General features: G+C 65.4%; 22 protein-coding genes and 1 pseudogene. 5 read left to right on the top strand and 18 right to left on the bottom strand.

Annotated features, from left to right (window positions below; genetic code table 11):
• Positions 1-33: 33 nt before the first annotated feature.
• The gene (locus LzC2_RS10870; protein WP_171186773.1) at positions 34-546 is read left to right on the top strand and encodes an SWIM zinc finger family protein; all 513 of its coding nucleotides are present in this window, start codon (positions 34-36) and stop codon (positions 544-546) included.
• A gap of 795 nt (positions 547-1,341) precedes the next feature.
• Here LzC2_RS10870 and LzC2_RS10865 read toward each other — a convergent pair.
• The 11 genes and pseudogenes from LzC2_RS10865 to LzC2_RS10815 all read right to left on the bottom strand — a co-directional run bounded on the left by LzC2_RS10865 (position 1,342) and on the right by LzC2_RS10815 (position 8,359).
• Positions 1,342-2,100, bottom strand: coding sequence for a leucine-rich repeat domain-containing protein (locus LzC2_RS10865; RefSeq protein WP_171186771.1), 759 nt, complete (start codon positions 2,098-2,100; stop codon positions 1,342-1,344).
• Between the two features lie 163 nt (positions 2,101-2,263).
• Positions 2,264-2,845, bottom strand: a complete 582-nt coding sequence (locus LzC2_RS10860) for an ankyrin repeat domain-containing protein (protein WP_171186769.1) — start codon at positions 2,843-2,845, stop codon at positions 2,264-2,266.
• A gap of 57 nt (positions 2,846-2,902) precedes the next feature.
• Positions 2,903-3,376: an SRPBCC family protein gene (locus LzC2_RS10855; protein ID WP_171186767.1), complete on the bottom strand. Its 474-nt coding sequence runs from the start codon at positions 3,374-3,376 to the stop codon at positions 2,903-2,905.
• A 154-nt stretch (positions 3,377-3,530) separates the two neighbouring features.
• Positions 3,531-4,001 carry a hypothetical protein gene (locus tag LzC2_RS10850; RefSeq protein WP_171186765.1) on the bottom strand — a complete coding sequence of 157 codons (471 nt, stop codon included), beginning with the start codon at positions 3,999-4,001 and terminating at the stop codon, positions 3,531-3,533.
• 84 nt (positions 4,002-4,085) lie between these two features.
• On the bottom strand, positions 4,086-4,583 hold the full coding sequence (locus LzC2_RS10845; protein ID WP_171186763.1) for a hypothetical protein: 498 nt from the start codon (positions 4,581-4,583) through the stop codon (positions 4,086-4,088).
• 65 nt (positions 4,584-4,648) lie between these two features.
• Positions 4,649-4,933 carry a hypothetical protein gene (locus tag LzC2_RS10840; protein WP_171186761.1) on the bottom strand — a complete coding sequence of 95 codons (285 nt, stop codon included), beginning with the start codon at positions 4,931-4,933 and terminating at the stop codon, positions 4,649-4,651.
• Positions 4,934-5,029: 96 nt separating this feature from the next.
• Complete coding sequence (locus tag LzC2_RS10835; protein WP_171186759.1) at positions 5,030-5,446, bottom strand: hypothetical protein; 417 nt, start codon at positions 5,444-5,446, stop codon at positions 5,030-5,032.
• Between the two features lie 56 nt (positions 5,447-5,502).
• Positions 5,503-5,772: pseudogene (locus LzC2_RS10830) on the bottom strand (tyrosine-type recombinase/integrase); the annotation flags it as partial.
• Positions 5,773-6,159: 387 nt separating this feature from the next.
• Positions 6,160-7,542 (bottom strand): sulfatase family protein, encoded by a 1,383-nt coding sequence (locus LzC2_RS10825; RefSeq protein ID WP_171186754.1) that lies wholly within the window; start codon positions 7,540-7,542, stop codon positions 6,160-6,162.
• A gap of 23 nt (positions 7,543-7,565) precedes the next feature.
• Complete coding sequence (locus LzC2_RS10820) at positions 7,566-7,928, bottom strand: DUF5615 family PIN-like protein (protein WP_171186752.1); 363 nt, start codon at positions 7,926-7,928, stop codon at positions 7,566-7,568.
• On the bottom strand, positions 7,925-8,359 hold the full coding sequence (locus LzC2_RS10815) for a DUF433 domain-containing protein (protein ID WP_171186750.1): 435 nt from the start codon (positions 8,357-8,359) through the stop codon (positions 7,925-7,927). Before LzC2_RS10815 ends, LzC2_RS10820 begins: the two co-directional genes overlap by 4 nt.
• Before the next feature lie 163 nt (positions 8,360-8,522).
• Between LzC2_RS10815 and LzC2_RS10810 the strand changes: the two genes are divergently transcribed.
• From LzC2_RS10810 to LzC2_RS10800, 3 genes are all read left to right on the top strand, one after another.
• Positions 8,523-10,040 carry an aldehyde dehydrogenase family protein gene (locus tag LzC2_RS10810; RefSeq protein ID WP_171186748.1) on the top strand — a complete coding sequence of 506 codons (1,518 nt, stop codon included), beginning with the start codon at positions 8,523-8,525 and terminating at the stop codon, positions 10,038-10,040.
• Between the two features lie 97 nt (positions 10,041-10,137).
• The gene (locus LzC2_RS10805; RefSeq protein WP_171186746.1) at positions 10,138-10,752 is read left to right on the top strand and encodes a DUF7691 family protein; all 615 of its coding nucleotides are present in this window, start codon (positions 10,138-10,140) and stop codon (positions 10,750-10,752) included.
• Positions 10,753-10,842: 90 nt separating this feature from the next.
• On the top strand, positions 10,843-11,718 hold the full coding sequence (locus LzC2_RS10800; RefSeq protein WP_171186744.1) for a DUF6263 family protein: 876 nt from the start codon (positions 10,843-10,845) through the stop codon (positions 11,716-11,718).
• A 67-nt stretch (positions 11,719-11,785) separates the two neighbouring features.
• On the opposite strand, the gene LzC2_RS10795 is transcribed toward LzC2_RS10800, so the two are convergent.
• The 6 genes from LzC2_RS10795 to LzC2_RS10775 form a co-directional block, all read right to left on the bottom strand.
• Entirely contained in the window at positions 11,786-12,424 is a 639-nt protein-coding gene (locus LzC2_RS10795) for a hypothetical protein (RefSeq protein WP_171186742.1), read from the bottom strand.
• Between the two features lie 42 nt (positions 12,425-12,466).
• A complete protein-coding gene (locus LzC2_RS10790; protein ID WP_171186737.1) occupies positions 12,467-13,252 on the bottom strand; it encodes a TerC family protein in 786 nt (261 codons plus the stop codon).
• 143 nt (positions 13,253-13,395) lie between these two features.
• Positions 13,396-14,700, bottom strand: coding sequence for a sialate O-acetylesterase (locus LzC2_RS10785; RefSeq protein WP_171186735.1), 1,305 nt, complete (start codon positions 14,698-14,700; stop codon positions 13,396-13,398).
• Positions 14,701-14,806: 106 nt separating this feature from the next.
• Positions 14,807-15,247: a hypothetical protein gene (locus LzC2_RS10780; RefSeq protein ID WP_171186733.1), complete on the bottom strand. Its 441-nt coding sequence runs from the start codon at positions 15,245-15,247 to the stop codon at positions 14,807-14,809.
• A gap of 66 nt (positions 15,248-15,313) precedes the next feature.
• The gene (locus tag LzC2_RS21835; RefSeq protein WP_206678659.1) at positions 15,314-15,529 is read right to left on the bottom strand and encodes a hypothetical protein; all 216 of its coding nucleotides are present in this window, start codon (positions 15,527-15,529) and stop codon (positions 15,314-15,316) included.
• Positions 15,529-16,347, bottom strand: coding sequence for an endonuclease/exonuclease/phosphatase family protein (locus LzC2_RS10775; RefSeq protein WP_171186731.1), 819 nt, complete (start codon positions 16,345-16,347; stop codon positions 15,529-15,531). The genes LzC2_RS21835 and LzC2_RS10775 overlap by 1 nt, the downstream gene beginning before the upstream one ends.
• Positions 16,348-16,464: 117 nt before the next feature.
• Here LzC2_RS10775 and LzC2_RS10770 point away from each other — a divergent pair, with 117 nt between their 5' ends.
• Complete coding sequence (locus LzC2_RS10770; protein WP_171186729.1) at positions 16,465-17,037, top strand: REP-associated tyrosine transposase; 573 nt, start codon at positions 16,465-16,467, stop codon at positions 17,035-17,037.
• 362 nt (positions 17,038-17,399) lie between these two features.
• On the opposite strand, the gene LzC2_RS10765 is transcribed toward LzC2_RS10770, so the two are convergent.
• On the bottom strand, positions 17,400-18,407 hold the full coding sequence (locus LzC2_RS10765; RefSeq protein ID WP_171186726.1) for a hypothetical protein: 1,008 nt from the start codon (positions 18,405-18,407) through the stop codon (positions 17,400-17,402).
• Positions 18,408-18,465 lie beyond the last annotated feature (58 nt).

Raw genomic sequence — 18,465 nt, 5'->3', positions numbered from 1 at the left:
CGGTTCCCCACCGCCTCATCTCCGGCCTCTGCCATGTCTTTGTCCCCCACGCCGACTGCCGAAGCCGTTCGCGACTGGGTCGGCGGGAAGTATTACGACCGCGGCAAGGCGCTGGCCGAGGACGGGGCGGTGAACGACGGGCGAACGTATGAGGTTCCCGGCGGAACGCGGATCTGCGCGCGGGTGACGGGAACCTACGCCCCGTTCTATCGGGTCGCGGCGACGGCGGCGGACGGTCGGGTGACGGCCGCGGCCTGCACCTGTCCGGTAGGCGGCGGCACGGCGGAATGGGCCGAGGGCCGGTGCAAGCACGTCGCCGCGTTGCTGCTGACGTGGCGAAAGCGCCCGGACGCGTTCGACCAGGGCGAAAACCCCCGCACGGACCTCGCCCGCCGCTCGAAGGAGGAGTTGGCGGAGATGGTCCTCGCCCTGCTCAACCGCGCCGCCGAGACCGACGAGGAAGCGTGGGAGCGCGACCCGGAGGAGTACGACGCGGATGCCGCCGATTGGCACGTCGCCCCCGACCCCGCCCCGCCGGCGGCGTGAGGAAGGTCGGTCAAATATTTGGTGCGACGCGCAAGGCTCTCCAGCCGTCGAGGAGGGTTCAATGAGGAACCGCGACCGTCAGGGAGCCGGCTCCAGAATCGTTCCATCCTGCTGTCGCCTCCCCCTCGGACGTCGCCCATGCCGCATCGAACGGCGCTTCGGACTCCTCGCATCGTTCGTGTCTGGCCGGCGGGCGGGCGGGCGTATCTCACTGGGACGGTCAATTGGGACAATCCCGATCACGATTGCGTCGTCTGGCTTGCGGATCGCGGCGCCGAGAGAGCTTGACCGACCGATCTCGAAGTAACCTAAATTCTCGAAATAACTGCGAATTGCAGTGAGCTACCGGAGTCGCCGATACACCCCGGGGTGCGGATGGGAATTAAAGGGGCGCCGGCTTCTGGACGATCTTTCGGAGCATGGAAGCGATCGATCTCCCGCCGAGTCCTCGGAGCCGGCTCCCTGGCGGTCGCGGTTCTCGTCGGGAGATCCGGTTGCAGCCGATTGGTTCGCCCGCGCACGCATCGGGCGGCGGCGCAATCGGGCGGTTCGTCGTTTCTCCGCTCGGAGCCTCACCCAATGTCTACGACCCTCGATCGCCCCGCCGAACGGTCTCCCCGGGGACCTGCCGCGACCGACGCACCCGACCAAGGGTTATCGCCCGCCGCCCGCCCCGACGGGCGGAACCGACGCCGTCCTTCAGGTTCCTTTTAAAGAACGCCTGATCGGCGCTTCCGCGTTCACGCTCTGGCGATCCGCCGTCCTGCCAGACCGATGTTTTGGCCGACGAGCGGATTAGCGAACTTCGCACTTCGGCAAAGCCGCCCGCAGGCGGTCAACTTCTTGATGAGACAACCCGGTACAGTCGGAGAGTTCGACCCGCCTCAGGTTCGTCAGACCGAACAGCGGGCTCAGGTCGGTCACCTCGTAGGTCGCGTACAGTTTGAGCTTCTTCAGGCTCGTTAAACTGGCCAGAGGGCGGATGTCTTTGGGAAAGCCCCAGTAAAACTCGAGAACTTGCAGCTTGGTCAGTCGGGACAACGGGCTCAGGTCGCTCACGTCTCCGTCGGTCATGCTGAGGCTTTCCAAGCGGCTCAGACGGGAGAGCGGGGCGATGTCGGTCTGATCATCGCTTTGGATCGCCAGATGCTTCAGTTTGGCGAGGCCGGACAGCGGTCCCCAATCATCGATCGGTCCCTGGACGACCAGCGAATCGAGATCGGTCAGAGGACGGATGAATTCGAGGTTCGTGACGCCGTCGCCGGTGACCTGCAGAGTCTGCAATCCGCGAAGTCGCCCCAGCGGCGTCAGGTCGACGTCGCGAACGCTGTAGATCCCCAACGCGCGGAGTTGCGTGAACTTCGCCAGCGGCCAAAAATCGGTGATCGCTTCCGCATTGACGTCGAGCGATTCCAAGGCGTCGAGCGTCTCGATTTCGTCTGGAATCGACGACGGACTCCATTCGAGGTCGCCCCAGCGCAGTTCGGTATCGCGGCGCCTGCGGGCGGCCCGGAGGGCGGCTCTCGCCTTTTTCGAAGAGTCGTCCTGCCCCATCGTTGATGCCGTACGTATTCGTGGCGGTCTGTCGAAGTCGCTGCTCTGACGACTCGTCGGCTTGCCGTCTGACGACCAGCGTACCTGAGCGGCGGCGGTTGACGTTGATTCCAGATCTCGAGTGGTCCGCCGCTCCGGCTCACGCACTTGTTCCGCACCCTCTCTAAGATGACGCCTTCGAAGTCAGCGCTCCGTGTCGCCGCAGGACGTTTGCGACGGCATCGTTTCCGTTGTCGATCGCTTCATCCAACGGCGTTCGCTGCTCGTTCGTTCGCCGGTTGACGTCCGCGCCGTTGCGGATCAGTAATTCAGCGGTTTTTTCATACGCATCCGGGTCGCGTTTGCCCTGCGTCGACCCGCCCATCGCGACCGCGTGCAGGGCGGTCGTCCCCACGATGGCGTCCTGATTGACGTCGGCGCCGCTCGCGAGCAGGAGTTCGACGGCTTCGCCGCTGCCGGCGTCGGCGCCCCACGAGAGGGGAGTCAGCCACCAATCACCTGCGGAATCGTTTACATCGGCGCCGAGTTCGATGAGACGCCGGCACACTTCCGTGTCATTGCGATGCGCGGCCCAATGCAGGGGCGAAGCGCCGTGCAGTCGTCCCGATCGATCAGGGCGCTGCCTGGACAATGCCGGGGACGCTTCGAGCATCGCCAACGCGTCCATGGTTCGATGGTCGCGGATCAATAGGATGAAGGCGTCGATCTCCGGCATTGGTTCGTCGGACGCTTTCAAGGCAGGCATTTCAAAAGTTGCTGCGGAACGACCGCGTTCGCCGGGCGGCGGCGAACGATTAGGAATTCAAACTGATGCCCCCGTCGCCGCTCCGGCGCCGCTTTCGAGCTTAGTCTTCAGGCTCTCCAGTTCCCTCATGGCGGCGTCGCAGCCCTGTTTGTTCATGAACCGACCGAACAGGAGGAACACGACCTTGACGAAGCCTTTGCCGCGCACGGTGGATTCCTGCGTCACACGGGTGCGGCCGTTTAAGTCTTCGAAGCGGTATTCGGCCTCAATGTCGAAGCTCTTTCCGGTTAGGCGAATCGCAGACTTGGCGGGCGGCTCCCAGAGGGTGACGACGCCTTGGAACTCCATGCGGCGGCCCCTCTCTTCGGTGACGCAGCGGAAGGTCGTGCCGACGCCGTTTTTCTCCTCGACGACCTCGTTCTCGACGACGGTGAGGCTCCACTCCGCGACCTTCTCGTCGGTGTAAGTGAAGACTTCGCCGATGGGCCGGTCGATCTCAACGCTGGCGAGACTGTGCATGGCGTCGTTCAAATGCGAATCGATGATCTGTCAACGAACGACCAGCATAACCGGGCGGCGGCGAACGACGTCGATCTCCGACCCCGTGCGATCCGCGGCTCCGTGTGTGATCGTTCGTTGTTTGCCGTCGTCAGGTCTTGGTCTCCCCTTTCGATTGTCAGCAGCCCTAAGGTCGTCGGGGGACGGCGAGCGTCACGGCGTAGTCGGCGGCGCCGTTCGGCGAGTCGCAGATGTAAAGATCAAAACCGTCGGGCGTGTGTTCGAGGGCGATGGCGTCTCGGCCTTGACGTTGAACGATCCATGCCTTCGATAAGTCCAATCGGTCTCCGAAATCGCGCCACGGCGCAGGGGTCCGATCAAGCTTCGTCCAAGGCTCGCCGTCGAAGAGGACGGCCCTCGGACGCCCCCAGTGCTTGTGGACGTAGCGTACGGCATCGCGACGAAAGACGATCCGTCCGCTACCGTCGAACTTCCCGGAGACGCGCAGGAGCTTCGGCTGTGCCGCGACCGCGTCGTCGAACTCCGTCTGGTCGCCGCCTCGCTCCGCGGCGTCGCTGAACTTGTCAGTCGGCGAGGCGCCGACGCTCAACGCCGCGACGAACGTTGCATACAGTGCGGCTTGGAGGCACGTCTTCACGGCAGTCGCCTTTTGAGAGTATCGGGGGACTTCGTAACTCGTTGGGTTCAGTCAACCCGCCTTCCGCTGATGAACGGAATGGCGTTAGCTGGCCTCCTCGTGCGGATCGTCGCTCTCGCGATACGGCGATTCGAAGGGCTCCACGAACAGCCCACGCCTGCGAGCAACTTCACATGCCGACTCGCAACGTGCCGGAACGCCAACGTACATGTAATAGTCCCAGCCGAAGTGGACGAACGCAGCCGGCGCTTCCAGTCTACACCAGAAGTCTTCGCGCAAGATTCCCTGCATGACGGCCCCGAGCGCAAGCGGTTCCAAGCTCGCGCCCTCCGTGGGCGCTACCGAAGAACCCGAAGCGTTCTCTACGCCACGCGCACTCAAGGAACGAACGTCGGCTTCCCGCAAAAAGCCGAGGGCACTGTCGATGTAGGTGCTCTCGACACGTTCGTATTCGTCGAGAGTCAGGATTGCCCCCGCGCACTCGCGTCCCACGTCCGCGAAAGAGGTCCAATCGTCTCTCGCGTAGCGACCGAGCTCATCGCGGTGCACTGGATCGTATTTTGTGACGCGGTACGGGAACATGCTCCTGTCCAGCTAACGGGATTGCCATTCAGCCGCCCGCGAAGCGGGTCTGCTGCAATGGCGGGTTAGACCTCTACCCCACCATACTCTGAAAGGTATATCTCCATATTGACTTCAAGGCACATTTCCATCATTCGCCGGTAGATTGGAGGACCGCCGGCAAGCGCGTCAGGGCGCACGCTAAAACCTATATCTGCAATCCACTTGTTGCCCTTGGGAAGACTGTGGCGGTTCTTTTTCAACCAGTCCTGCAACGCCTCAACCTGCTCTCTTAGTCTCCACTCATAATCACAGACAGTCGCGTAGTTCTCTGAACTATCCTTGGTCAGCCTTCTGATAATCGTTGTCATTCACTTAGTAGGTCTAACGTTACGCGTCACCCGGTACGCGCGAAAAATTTTCAACTTCAAGTCCGCCCGACTCGCGTACTCGGGTGCACGCGATTGTTACCCGCCGTCCTCGACACGACGTTTGAGCCACCAAGCGACTGTACTCAAGGCCCGGTTCCTGCGGTCGTCGTCGTCATATTTTGACGCCAATTCAAGAGCAGTGTCAACAACCATCACGGGGCCGAAAACGTCAGACAAGTAGTAGACGAGTTCCTCTACGCTCACATTCCAGTTTGGTGCGATCGCGTCAAGGACGTCAGGAAGTGGATGTGGACATGTCGGTTTTAAGTCGAGAAGCAATCGTCCCGCCGTCTGCTGGTCGTTGTAGTTGTTCGAATCGGTGAAGATATGGAGCAACGCACCAACGCGTTTAGATCGCGGCAGACCCTGCGCTTGCATGCGGAGTTGATGGAGCGTGTATTTTTGTGACCGAAGTGAATCGACAAACTGCTGCTGTTCATCCGTTAGAGTCACGTGATTCGATCGGGTAACAATGTTTCTTCGGAAGTGTTCCGGATAGCACGCGAGCGTTATCCCGAACCGGGCAGGTCGAAGTCCGCCGGGCTCCGCACGCCCCGGCCGCCCCGGTTGAGGACGTGCGTGGACGCCATCGTCGTCCGAACGTCCTTGTGCCCAAGGAGTTCCTGCACCGTGCGGATGTCGTAGCCGGCCTCGATCAGGTGCGTCGCGAACGAGTGCCGGAACGCGTGGGCGGCGGCCCGCTTCGGGAGATCGCGCCGACGCACTGCGGCGGAATTGGCGTTCGAGACGGTCGCCTCCGGTTGGCGGCGACGGCGGACGTCACGGTCGAGACCATGACGATTCGGTGCGGCGAGCATGGCACGTTCCTCCGGCGCCAGCTTGCGGCGACGCCGCGGTCGCGTCAATCCGCCGTTCCCGTGCGGTCCGCGATCCGGCCGAGGCGGTTGGTTTCCCCAACCTCAGACCCGGGAGAGCGTTCCGGCCATATAGCCCCGATCGGCTTGGGGGTGGGGGGACCGATTCCTCGCCGCCCCGCATTGAGGCGGGCGGCGGTTGGTTTCTCGCGGGGCGCAGCGCCGCGGCCGACGTTGATGACGGACGCCGCGGCGCTCGCCCCCGCGCCGGTTGGCTTGCGCAGCCGACCGGCGTGATTCGCCCCCGCGCCGGCGTGAACGTTTGCCGGGGGGCGGGGGCAACGCAGTCCGTCACTCTGCCCCATCGTCGAACCCCGCAACGATCTCCGCCCGCACCCCGCGGAGGCGCTCGACGATCTCGGGATGCTCAGCGGCGAGGTTCGTTCGCTCGCCCGGGTCGGCGTTGAGGTCGGCGAGGAAGTATTCGCCCGGCAGCCGGCCGCCGTTGGGGCGCTCGGTTTGCGGTTGGGTCGTGTCCAGCGGGCGGGCGAGTAGTTTCCAACGGCCCTCCCGCACGGCCCATTGCGGCTTCGCCCCGCCGCCCATCTGCCAATAATAGGGCGGGCGATCGAGCGGGGCGTCGTCCGCCAACACGTCGGCGATCGACCGTCCGTCCAGCGTGACGGCCGGCGGCGGCACGTCGCACAAATCGCACAGCGTCGGCAGCCAGTCGCAGCCGGTGAGGAACTGCTCCCGCCGCTCTCCCGCCGGGAACCGTTGCGGGTAGCGAACGACCGCCGGCACGCGGATGCCGCCCTCGAACAGCGAGTACTTCGCCCCCCGATACGGCCCCGCGTTGCCGCCCCCGCCGAACGCCCGCGTCTCCGTGCTGTGGCCGTGGTCCGCCTGGAATACGACGATCGTGTTCTCCGCCTGGTCGGTCGCTTCTAAATGGTCCAGCAGTTCGCCGATGTAGCGATCCATCGAGGAGACGAACGCGCAATACTCCCGCCGGGGCGTCGGCAGGTCCGCGTACCGCTCCAGCCACTCCGGCTCCCCCTGATAGGGATAATGCGGGGCGTTGAACGCCCAATACAGCAGCCAAGGTTTCTCGTCGACGACCGCGTCGCCCCCCTCGCCGACGAAGGCCTTGCAGCGATCGACCATCAGCCGCGGAAAATACTCGCCGGGGCGATAGACCTCGCGGCCGTTGTCGAACAGGTCGTGACGGTTCGGGCCGTTCCAATAAAAGAAGTGCGAATAGTTATCGATGCACCCGCCGAGGTGCCCGAACGAGTCCCCGAACCCCTGCCCGGCGGGGTTTCGATCGCCGTCGCTGCCGAGGTGCCACTTGCCCACTAATCCGGTGCGGTAGCCGGCGTCGCGGAAGACCTCCGCGAGCGTCGTCTCCTCCGCCGCCAGCGGGCCGTTCCCCGGTTGCCCGGCCCGAGCGGGGTAGCGACCGGTCAGCAGGCCGACCCGGCTGGCGGAGCAAACCGGCGCCGGGGCGTACATTTGCGTCAGCGTCAGCCCCCCGGCGGCCAACCGATCGAGGTGCGGCGTCTCTAAATCGTCCTGTCCCCGCAGTTCCTCCGGGAAGCAGCCCAGATCGACGGACCCCTGATCGTCCGCATACACGATCAGCACGTTCGGCCGGCCGTCGTTCGCCAGCGCCGTCGGAACAAGGCTCGCGGCGATCAGGAGCGTGAGGAATCGGGCGACGGATCGGGGCATCGGTAGATCGACGGGGCGGGGACTCAAAGCGGTAGATACTCGATGCGGTCGGCCATGTCGTCCGGGCCGTAGCATTCCGCCAGCACGAGCAGGTCGGCGACCGCTGCGGAGGGATCGTTTAGCTTGACCACGCCTGCGAAGGGGGCGCCGTTCCGCTGGCGTTCGTGGGCGATGCGAGCAAAGCCGGCGTCGCTGGTCAGCACGACCCGGCCGAGCACTCCGGCGCGATCCAGCACGTCAGAGTCCGACAACCCGCCGCGACCGTCCTGCTGGACGGTCAGGCAGTCGACGCCCCGTCCCCGCAGCTGGTCGACGACGACGGACGGGACGTGTTCGTCGCAGTAGAACCGGATTCCGAAGGGGGATTCGGCGGTTCCCGTACTCATCCGTCCGCCCGCGGCAGTCGGCCGGCTCGGAGCATCGCGTCCTGATGCCGTCGCAATCGGTCACGGCGTTCGATGGTTTTCGGATCGGCGAGATACCGGGCGTACGCCTCTTCCTCGGTTCGGGCGCGGTCCCGCAGTTCCTCGTCCACCGCCTCCCGATTTTGCAGATACCAGGCGATGACGGCGTGGACGTCGGCCTCGGTGACGGCGTGGCCGTACATCTCGGGAGAGGCATACTCCTCCGGCGACACCCCGGCTTTATAGGCCTCCACGATGAGCCGGGCCTTAAACCGGGACGCGTTCGCGTAGACCGTGCCGTCCGCGTCGACGGTCATCCGGCCGATCGGCAGGCGTTCTCGAGCGGAAGAACCGTCCGCGGCGGCTTCGCGGTCCGCGGCGGACGCGGGAACGGCAGGCGGGGCGGCGGACATGGGGACCGGCGTCTGGTGGGCGGAATCATTCGATGATACGGCGAGCGGCGTCCCCCCGTCACCCCGCTGCAGACAACCGTTCAGCGAATCGACCCACGCACGCATCGGACGGCGCCGGTACAATCGGGCGGTTCGCCGTTCCCTCCGTTCGGAGTCTCCCCCGATGTCCACGACCCTCGATCGTCCCGCGCATTCGCCGGCCGCCCAGACCGCCAACGGGCGGGCCTCCGCGAAAGGCGTGAAGCTGGGACCGACGCAGTGCTTCATCGACGGGGAATGGCTCGACGCCGTCTCCGGCAAGACCTTCGAGACGATCAACCCCGCGACCGAGGAAGTGATCGCCCGCGTCGCCGAGGGCGACGCCGAAGACATCGACCGCGCCGCGACCGCCGCCCGCAAGGCCTTCGAGGACGGCCCGTGGCGGAAGATGGACGCCCGGGACCGCGGCCGGCTGCTGTATAAACTGGCCGATCTGGTCGAGGACAACCTCGACGACCTCGCTCGGCTGGAGGTGCTGGACAACGGCAAACCGATCGGCGAAGCGAAGTCCGCCGACCTTCCGCTGGTCATCGACTGCCTGCGGTATTACGCCGGCTGGGCCGACAAGATCCACGGCAGCACCGTGCCGATCCGCGGCAATCACTTCTGTTATCTCCGCAAAGAACCGATCGGCGTGGCGGGGCAGATTATCCCTTGGAACTTCCCGATGCTGATGGTCAGCTGGAAGTGGGGACCGGCGCTGGCCGCCGGCTGCACGATCGTCATGAAGCCGGCGGAGCAAACGCCGCTGAGTTGCCTGCGGATGGCGGAACTCGCCCAGGAGGCCGGCTTCCCGGACGGGGTGATTAACGTCGTTCCCGGCTACGGCCCGACTGCGGGTCAGGGGATTCTGGACAATCCCCAGATCGATAAAGTGGCGTTCACCGGCAGCACCTCCGTCGGCAAGCACGTCATGCGGGAGGCGGCCAATAGTATGAAGCGGGTGACGCTCGAACTGGGCGGCAAAAGCCCGAACATTATCTTCGCCGACGCCGACCTCAAACAGGCCGCCGCCGGGGCGTTCGTCGGGCTGTTCCTCAACCAGGGCCAGGCCTGCTGCGCCGGCAGCCGCATCCTCGTCGAAGAACCCGTGTATGACGAGATGGTCGAGACGCTGACCGACATGGCCTCGAACCGAAAGGTCGGCGACCCGTTCGACGAAGCGACGGAGCAGGGCCCGCAGATCTCCAAGGAGCAGTTCGATACGATTATGAACTACGTGGAGAGCGGCAAGAACTCCGGGGCGACGCTCAAGACGGGCGGCTCCCGCTACGGCGACAAGGGGTTCTTTATCGAGCCCACGGTCTTCGCCGACGTGCAGGACGACATGACGATCGCGCAGGAGGAGATCTTCGGCCCCGTGATGCAGATTCAGAAGTTCAAAGACGTGGACGACGTCGTCCGCCGCGGCAATACGACGAACTACGGCCTCGCCGCCGCGGTTTATACGCGGGACGTGGCCAAGGCCCATAAAGCCGCCGCCGCCCTGCGGGCCGGCACGGTCTGGGTGAACTGCTACGACGTGTTCGACGCCGCCGCCCCCTTCGGCGGCTTCAAGGAAAGCGGTATGGGCCGCGAACTGGGCGAGGCGGCGCTGTCCAACTACCTCGAACAGAAGACCGTCACGATGAGCCTCGACTAATCGGCGGAGGTTGGCGGGATGACGCCGTTGCGGGCGGCGGGGCGGTTGTTTAAACCGTCCTGCCGCCCGCCATGCCCCGCATGAGATCGACGCCGCGATGAGCTACGCCCATATGTTTTACGGCGTCGACCCCCAGCGGTTGCGGTCGCTGTACGGGTCGAACGACGAGGCGTTTCTCGACCGCTTCCTCGCCGATCCGCCGGAGGGGTTCGAGGGCGCCTCCTGCTGCGATCTGGAGCCGGACGAGGCCCTCCGCCGCATCGTCGCCGGAACCGCGGAGCAGGACGGCGACAAACAGGCCGGGACGTACGGCTACGTCCTCAAAGGTCTCTGCGAGCATTTCACGGACGGCGAGTTGTTGGACGGGGAGGTCGCTTGCGTCCGGGATCTGCCTTACGCACTGCGACTGCCGGGGTCCGGGTCGCCGATCCCGATTCCGGTCGACGAAGCCGACTTCCCCGAGATCGGCTTCCTCCTGCCGGCGGAGATCGAAAAGGAACTCGCCGCGCTGGACGCCCCGCCGGGCAAGCCGAAGAAGCCGCCGCTGCGGATGCGAATCCTCGGTTGGGCGCTTCAGAAGCGGCTGGGCATTCAACTGCCTAGCCTGCGCACGCCGTCCGCCGAGGAGCTTCAGGAGGAAGTCGAGCAGTATCGCCTCGCGCTGCAGGACGCCCGCGCCCGCGGCACGGGGATCGTCTCGTTCCGACACTGAATCAACATCGGCCCCACGGCGACTCGGTTCGGCGCGGTCCCGCGGGGCGATAGGATGGCCGTCCCGCTCCCCGCTTCGACCTGATCTTCCATGCGTTCGCCGCTCGCCCTCGCCGCCCTCGCCCTCCTCGGTTCTTCCTTCGGCCTCCAAACGGCGCATGCCGCGGAGGCGCGGTGGGACTTTAAAGCGGGCGATACGCACACCTTCGCCTTCACCCAAAGCACCACCGCGAGCATCACCCAGTTGGGGCAGACCTCCGAAGTGAAGAACGACCTCGGGATCGTGCTGAAGTGGGAGGTGAAAAGCGTGAACGACGACGGCTCCGCGGTGGTGGACCGCACCGTGCGGCGGGTGACGGTCAAGGCGACCGGCGGCGACGCTGAGGCGGTGACGTTCGACAGCGCCGCCGAGGGCGACGAGGCCCGCGACCCGGCCACGCTGCCGGAGCGGCTGCGGGTGCTTGGCAGCCTCGCCGGGCAGACCTTCGCTGGCACGATCGCCGCCGACGGCGAGGTGAAATCCGTCGAGATGCCCGCCAAGGTGACCCGCGCCATCGCCGCCGCCGGGCCGGGCAACCAGTTCAAAGAGGAGCAGGTCAAACTGCTGTTCACCGACCGCGGATATACGCTCCCCCCGACCGGCACCGCGGTCGGCGAGAGCTGGAGCGCTGAGGAAACCCTCGAACTCGCCTTCGGCAAGGTGACGGACGCCCGCACGCTGACCCTCAAAAACGCCGACGACAAAGCGGCCGTCATCACCCTCGCCAGCACGCTCAAGCCGGCCAGCGAGCAGGAGGGAGCCCCGATGAAATTCGACGGCGGCACGCAGACCGGCACGGTCGTGTTCGACGTGGCGAACGCCCGCTTGGCCGCCGTGGACTCCAATCAAAAGGCGACGCTTTCCGGCCCCGGCGACTTTAAAGTTGACCTGACCAGCGCCAGCAAGCTCCGCCGCGTCGGCGACTGAGGGCGGCGTAGACCGAAGGCGAATCGTCGAACGTCCCGGACGCATGAAGCGTCCGGGACGTTTGCATTCACCAATAGTAGGCCCGCTGATAGGCCCGGCCTTCGCTCGCGCTGTAGAAATAATTCGAGCCGCCGCCGTTCGAGGCACGGGGGCCTTTGATCTCCACCGCATCCGGCGGCCTCGACCAGCCGAGTTCGGCGAGACGGCTCCAAGCGTGCGCTTGCAGTTTGGCTTTCAGTTCCTGCCGATGCCTGCCCGCCGGGCTGTCGAGTTCTTCGGCCGTCGGTTCGTCCGCGGGCTCCTCCGGCTCTTCCCGCTCGATGGCGGCGTATTCGCCCGCTCGCTCCCACTCCGCGTCGATCCAAGCGTCGAGATCCGATCGGGCGATCGTGTATCGGGCTTCAAACCCCGACGAGTATTGATTGATCGTGATCTCCCCCGCCTCCGGCGGCAGGCGTCGATCCGCGTGGCCGTCGCCCATCGCCGCGGGGCTGGCGTACTCAAACACGCCGAAGCGTATCGGCGACAGTAATACGTCGATGCCTAAGCAGAGCGGGATGAAACCAAGAGCGCTCAGTCCTAAACCAAGCGCCGCCGCGTGCCCGCGGTTCAACTTGAGCTTCGGCGCCGCGAGAACGAACGCCGCGTAACCCACGGCGACGACCACACAGGTGATTTGAAACGGCAAAACCGCGGCCCAGAACATCGACGGCCTCTTCGGCGGGAATTCAACGCGGGGGGACGGTTTCTACTCCATCCCGACGCCCGGCGCCCCCGACGGAGCGTCCAGCGCCTTGCGCCGCCGTTCATTGCGGGACAGCCGCCATTGCAGCAGTTGCACGCCGGTGGCGAAGGCCATCGGGAGATAAATATACGGCTTGGGGACTTCGTGGTGGAACGCCTCCAGCCCCAGCGTCACGCCGATGGTGATCAGGAACGACAGCGCCAGGATCTTGAAGGACGGGTTGTTCAGCACGAACTCGCCGATCGGCCCCGCCGCGAACAGCAGCACCACGAAACTCAGGACCACGGCCAGGGCGATGACGATCAACTGGCTCGTCATTTCAAAGCCCAAAAAGCGATGCACGGAGTCCATCCCGTCCGTCATGCCCACGGCGGTCACGACGGAGTCCAGCGCGAATACCACGTCCACCGCCACGATCGTCGCGATCGCGGAGGCGAGCGCCGCTTTCGGCGACCCGGCGCCGACCGGCGCGTCCTCGTCCTTCAACTCGACGGTGTGGTGAATCTCCTTCGTCGCTTTATAAATCAGAAACGCCCCGCCGGCCAGCAGGATGAGGTCTTTGATCGACCGTCCGGCGATTACCGGTTCGGTCAGCGTCAGCAGCCAAGTCGCCCCCCAGACCATCACCAGCCGGGCGATGAGGGCCAGCGCTAGCCCGGCGATCCGGGCGTGCTGCCGGGTCTTCTCCGGCAAGCGGGAGACGATAATGGAGAGGGCGACGATATTGTCGACCCCCAGCACCAGCTCCAACGCGAGGAGCAGGGCGAGCGTGGCGGCGAAATCCGGCATTCGAGGGCGAGAAACGGGGCGGGACGATCAGGAGCGCCGAGAACGGTCCTGCCCGACGCCGCATTCGTCAACGGTGCCGTCCCGCGCGTCGCGGGCGGGTTTCCCGGGGGGAGCGCCGCGGCGATCCCGGAACGAACCGGTCGTCACTCGGCCTGCTCGGCGGCGGCGCCCTCCAGCGTCGCTTTCAATTGCGTCATCAGATGTTGATTGGCCGGCCGAAAGTAGGCCCGCATCTTTCGGGATTGCTCCGTGTCGTCGTACCCGAGGCCGACGACGGTGATCTTCGTTTTCGATTCCGTCACGGGGGTAAAATATAAGACGGACCAGGACTTCTCGGCCGCGTCCGCAAACGGGAACCCCTCGGGAAATCCGGTCGCCTTCAGCGAGAGCATTCGCTCGGGGTCGTAGCTGAGGATCGTATTCTCAATCGTGGTCGCGTCGCCCAGTTCGCCGTCCTCGTTATAATTCGCCCGCCACTTGCCGCCGACGCGGAGGTCGATATCCGCCAGCGGCGCCACCCAGGACTTCAAACCGTCCGTCGTGGTGAACGCGGCCCAAACGTCTTCGACGCTCGCGTTGACCTCGGCTTCGAGGACTTCACGATCGTTCAGTTCCGAAACCGCGTCGCCGTCGTCCTGTGCGGCGTCCGCGGTCACGTGCAGCTTCGATATTGCCTGGGCGTAGCGTTCCCCCAGACGCTTCATGCTGGGCGCGTCGAAGTGGGCCTTGTCCATCAGCGTCAGCCCCTTGGAGCTGACGAACCCGGTGTGCGGCGTGGTCTGGGGCAATCGGGCGATTTCGTCGTTGATCGCTTCCCCCTCGCGGATCTGCCCCGCGATAAACGGTAAATCGGGGGCGTCGAGATCCTCCCGCAGATTCGCGATCAGGGCATTCAATTTGTCGAGATACCCCGCCGGCTGTCCGCTGTTGCCCTCGCCCTGATGCCACAGCACGCCTTTTAAGGCGCCCGTCTTGGCCGCCGCTTTCGTCCGCCGGACGGCCTCATTATAAAACTCCGTCCCTTTAGCCCACTGCTCGATCCGCGTGCCGCCCTTGGCGTTCACGACGAGGCCCAACGTGAGGGCTTCATTCCGTTTGAAGGGAGCCTGTTCGAGCATCGCCTGCGCGAACCCGTAGCCCGGGTTCATCTTCTGCATGCCCAGACCCTTACGGATCGTGGAATAGCGATTGAACGGATTGCGGGCCGGCTCCCACTCGCCCTCGGCGTTGAATAAGAAGCACCGCGGCACGACGCCTTCCTCGGCCTCCGAAATCGGCGCCCGTCCGGCCATATTGGACTGACCGATCAGCAGATAAATATGCCGGTTCGGGTCCGCCCCGTCCCCTTTTGCCGGCGTCTCCTGAGCGAAGAGCGGTGTGACGAACAGCGTCGCCCCCACGGCCCAACAGGACAGGCAGGCGAACAGGCGGCGTGCGGTCCGGGTCATCGCGAGGGTTCGCTCGAGAGGGAAATCGATCGTCGGCGTCGATCGCACGGTACCGCAACGGCCTCGGCTGATGCGAACCGAGAAGGCGAGCCGACGACGCGGCGGGTCACTCCTCAATGCGATCTGCGACGAGGTCCCAATTGTCGCCGCGTCCGTCGGTGAACAACCCGTGCCATCGGCCGACCTTGACCGGAGTCATCCGGCCGGTGCCTTTGATCGTGACATAGTCATCCTTGCGACCGAGGCGAACGCGGAAGTCTTCGACCTCGAATCTGGTACGCCTCCCGTCAGGGAAGTTCTTACCGACGCGTTTGGAGTAGGTCGGATCAGTCCGCGTCACCTTCTGATAGAGAACGCTTTCCGCCATGCGGAACTGGGCGTGCCGCACTTTCGACGGCTCCTTCTTACTGGTCAGCTTGACCCGCCAGACGGCGCCGTCGAAAGAATCTTCCGCTGAGGCCGGGGCCGCGCTCCATGTTCCGCAGAGGGCCATGAATGCACAGGCGAACGCGTGGCGGCGAGTGAAACCGAGCGTACTGCGAAACATCGTGCGGGCTCTCTTCAGGAATTGTGAATGCGGGGGCGACGTCGCCGCCTCTCCGCCGGGCGGACGTCACGGAGCGTAACAAGGCGCAGCCTCGGGGTTATGAAGATTGCGGTTCACGTCGGCGGTTCGCAAGTTCCTCTTGAAATACGCCGACAGAGCCGGCAACGCGTGACGATAAGACTCGGCGATCTCCAGCGTCTCGAAGCGATCGAGCTCGACGACGCCGTCGGCCCGGCGCCGTAGCCACCGGCTGAGCCGACCGCCGACCGCCGGTCGCTGCATCACTTGCGAGCGCCGCTTGCCGGGGCGTCGCGGAGCGGGCGAAACGTTGCGAAGACGGGGCGGTGGTCGGAGGCGACGCGCTCGTCGATCACTCGGGCGCCCTCCACGGACCAGCCGTCCGCGGGCGCCGCGAAAATATAGTCGATTTCCGTCGACGGCTTGACGGCGGAGAAGGTAAAGCGATCGTCGGCCGGCTTCTTCGCTTCGAGACAGCCCCGCGAGAGCAATTCGAGGGTCCGCGACCCCGGCGTGTCGTTGAAGTCGCCCAGCAGCAGATAAGGACCGGGCAGCGCATCGAGTTCCTTCTTCAACGTCGTCGCCTGACGGAACCGGTCGCGGTCGTCGCTGAGCCAATCAAAATGCACGTTCACGATCGTGACCGGCGGAGCCTCCGCGGCGGCGCCCGGCGGACGGACCTCGACCATCAACGCGACGCGCGGTTCGCCCCCCGCCGGCAGTTTGACGACCCGGGAGGATTCAATGGGGAATTTCGACAGGATCGCTAGCCCGTATCGACCGCCCTGAAAATCCATAAACGGGCCGAACGCCGCGTGCATCTTCAGCCGCTTCGCCAGATCCCGGGCCTGATCGACGGACCCGCTGCGTAGGGCGTGCTCGTCGACCTCCTGCAGACCGACGACGTCCGGGCGCAGCTTCGCGGGCACGGCCGCCGTCCGCGCCAGATCGACCGTGCCGTCGTTTCCGGCGCCGTGCTTGATGTTATAGGTCGCCACGCGCAACCCCTCCGGCTCCGCGGCTCCCGCAACCCCGAGCAGCGCCCAGGCCGCGACATATCGAACGAACAGGCGGCGAAGCATAAGGACCGGCATCTGAAGCGTGAAACGAGGCCATTCCAGCCCACCCGAACCCGCCGGGACTGTCAAGCGGCGCCGGGCGGGTTGTCCTCGCCGCCGGTCGCCGCCACGGTGGCTTGCGTGTCCCGGACTCGTCTCCCACGCCGGACGTTCAACGAGCCGGGCCACGCTCATGAACTGACGTTTTCGACGTACCGCCGCCTGCGGTTTCTGGAACGCGACCGGGTTCGGGGCTGGTTCGCGGACGCCCTCGCATTGGCTCGCGAGAAGCACGACGTCGCCGTATGGACCTACGTGCTGATGCCGGAACATGTTCACCTGCTGGTGCATCCGCGGCGGCGTTCTTATTCCATAGAGGCGTTCCGCCACGATTTAAAGGCCCCGGTCGGTCGACGGGCGTTCGCGCATCTTGAGGAACACGCCCCGCATTGGCTCCCGCAACTGACGCGCCGCCGCGGAAAGAAGACCGAACGCCTGTTCTGGCAGCCCGGCGCCGGCTACGACCGAAACGTGACGGAACCGAAGACGCTCGCGGCGATGATCGACTACATCCACGCCAACCCGGTCCGTCGCGGCCTGTGCGAACGACCGGAGGATTGGATGTGGAGCGGCGCCCGCTGCTTCGCGGGACAAGATGCAGGGCCTATCCCACTGGACCCAATCCCCCCGGAATGGGGCGTGACGGGGCCCTGAAGCAGAATCGGCATGGGGTGGCCGGGGTCGGCCGACGAGACGCATCCGGAGAGCGTGTCAGCGCAGATCGGCCGCCCCCGGACGAGCGACGCGGCACGCTCGGCACGCGTACGTCGCTGGTTCCGGGGGCGGCCCGACCACGCCACAGCAGGAACCACGCCCCCAGCGGGCCGACCCCGGCCACCCGCCGTGCTTGATGTTATAGGTCGCCACGCGCAACCCCGCCGGTTCCGCGGCCCCCGCAACCCCGAGCGCCGACCAAGCCGCGAACGACAGAGCGAAGAGATGAAGACGCGTGAGGACCGGACAAGAGGGGAGTGCGACGGGCGACCGCCCCAGCCCACCCGAACCCGCCGGAACCGTCAAGTCGCCGGCCCGCCGCCCGCCGCCGGCGGAGCGAAGGAATAAAGCAGAGTTCCGACTTCGGAGGGAGCGTTCCCTTCGGAGGGTAAAAAGAGCGTGACGACCAGCCGTCGTCGGCCCTCCGCGTCGACGACCGGCGTGGCGTTCGGATTGGCGAAAGCCGTGGATTGATGCGGAGTACGAACCGACAGCGTGCGGAGCGGCATGCCGTCGCCGTCGCACAGGCAGATCCGCCAGGAACTCCAATCGTGTTTTTTCCTTTGAACCTCTTGAAGATAGTAAGTTTCTCCTCGCCACGCGAAGCGATCGCGGTCGCCGAGATTGCCGCGCCACCCCCCGTCCCTGAGCTCCGCGTTCAGCCCTGCCGACGGCGTCGTCGTCCAGGTCGCGAAATTCGCCAACGTCCCCCTCGCCAACTGATCGACGTCCCTGTTTTTATAGTAGTGGAACCGCAACTTAATTTCGGAACCGTCGAGGCCGTCCTCTCCCAGCGTGACGGACTCGACGCTGGGCGTCCCCTCTGCCGTCGGCGCGAGCGTCCGCGGAAGGTCGACTTCCCTTTGATACGCGCCGTGAAGCAGGTCGTTCAAGCTCCGATAGTAGCGCAAGCGGATCCAACACGCCCCGGGCTGATCCTTCTCGCAAGCGAGAAGCCAACTTCCCCCGTCGTAGGGGGCGACCGTCGGTTGCGAGGCCCGTTCGTCCAGGGCCACGACCTGCGTCCAGCGTCGCAGGTCCGTGGAACGAGCGAGATGGGAGACGAAGACCCCGTTCTCCCGGCAGTGGTAGACGCCGTAGTAAATCCCCGCGAATTCGTCCCCGTCGGGCTGAAAGACCTTCAGGCAGTCCATCTTTCGCCCCGCGTCGTCTTTTAATCGATAGACGGCCGTCTCTGAGGACGCGGCGTCCTCCAGGAGGCGGACCAGATCGGCGGGACCGCCGGCGCCGGCGTCCGCGGGCGCCGCCAGCAGCAAGGCGCCGATCAAGAATCGAGTCGTCGAGATCATGTCAAAGTTGATCGTATCGGACGGACTCCGGCGCGTGAAACGCCCGCCCCCGCCCCCG

The organism is Alienimonas chondri (assembly GCF_013036045.1).
Classification (GTDB): Bacteria; Planctomycetota; Planctomycetia; order Planctomycetales; family Planctomycetaceae; genus Alienimonas; species Alienimonas chondri.
The sequence above is the reverse complement of the archived record's forward strand: the minus strand, read 5'-3'. Positions and strand labels throughout refer to the sequence as shown.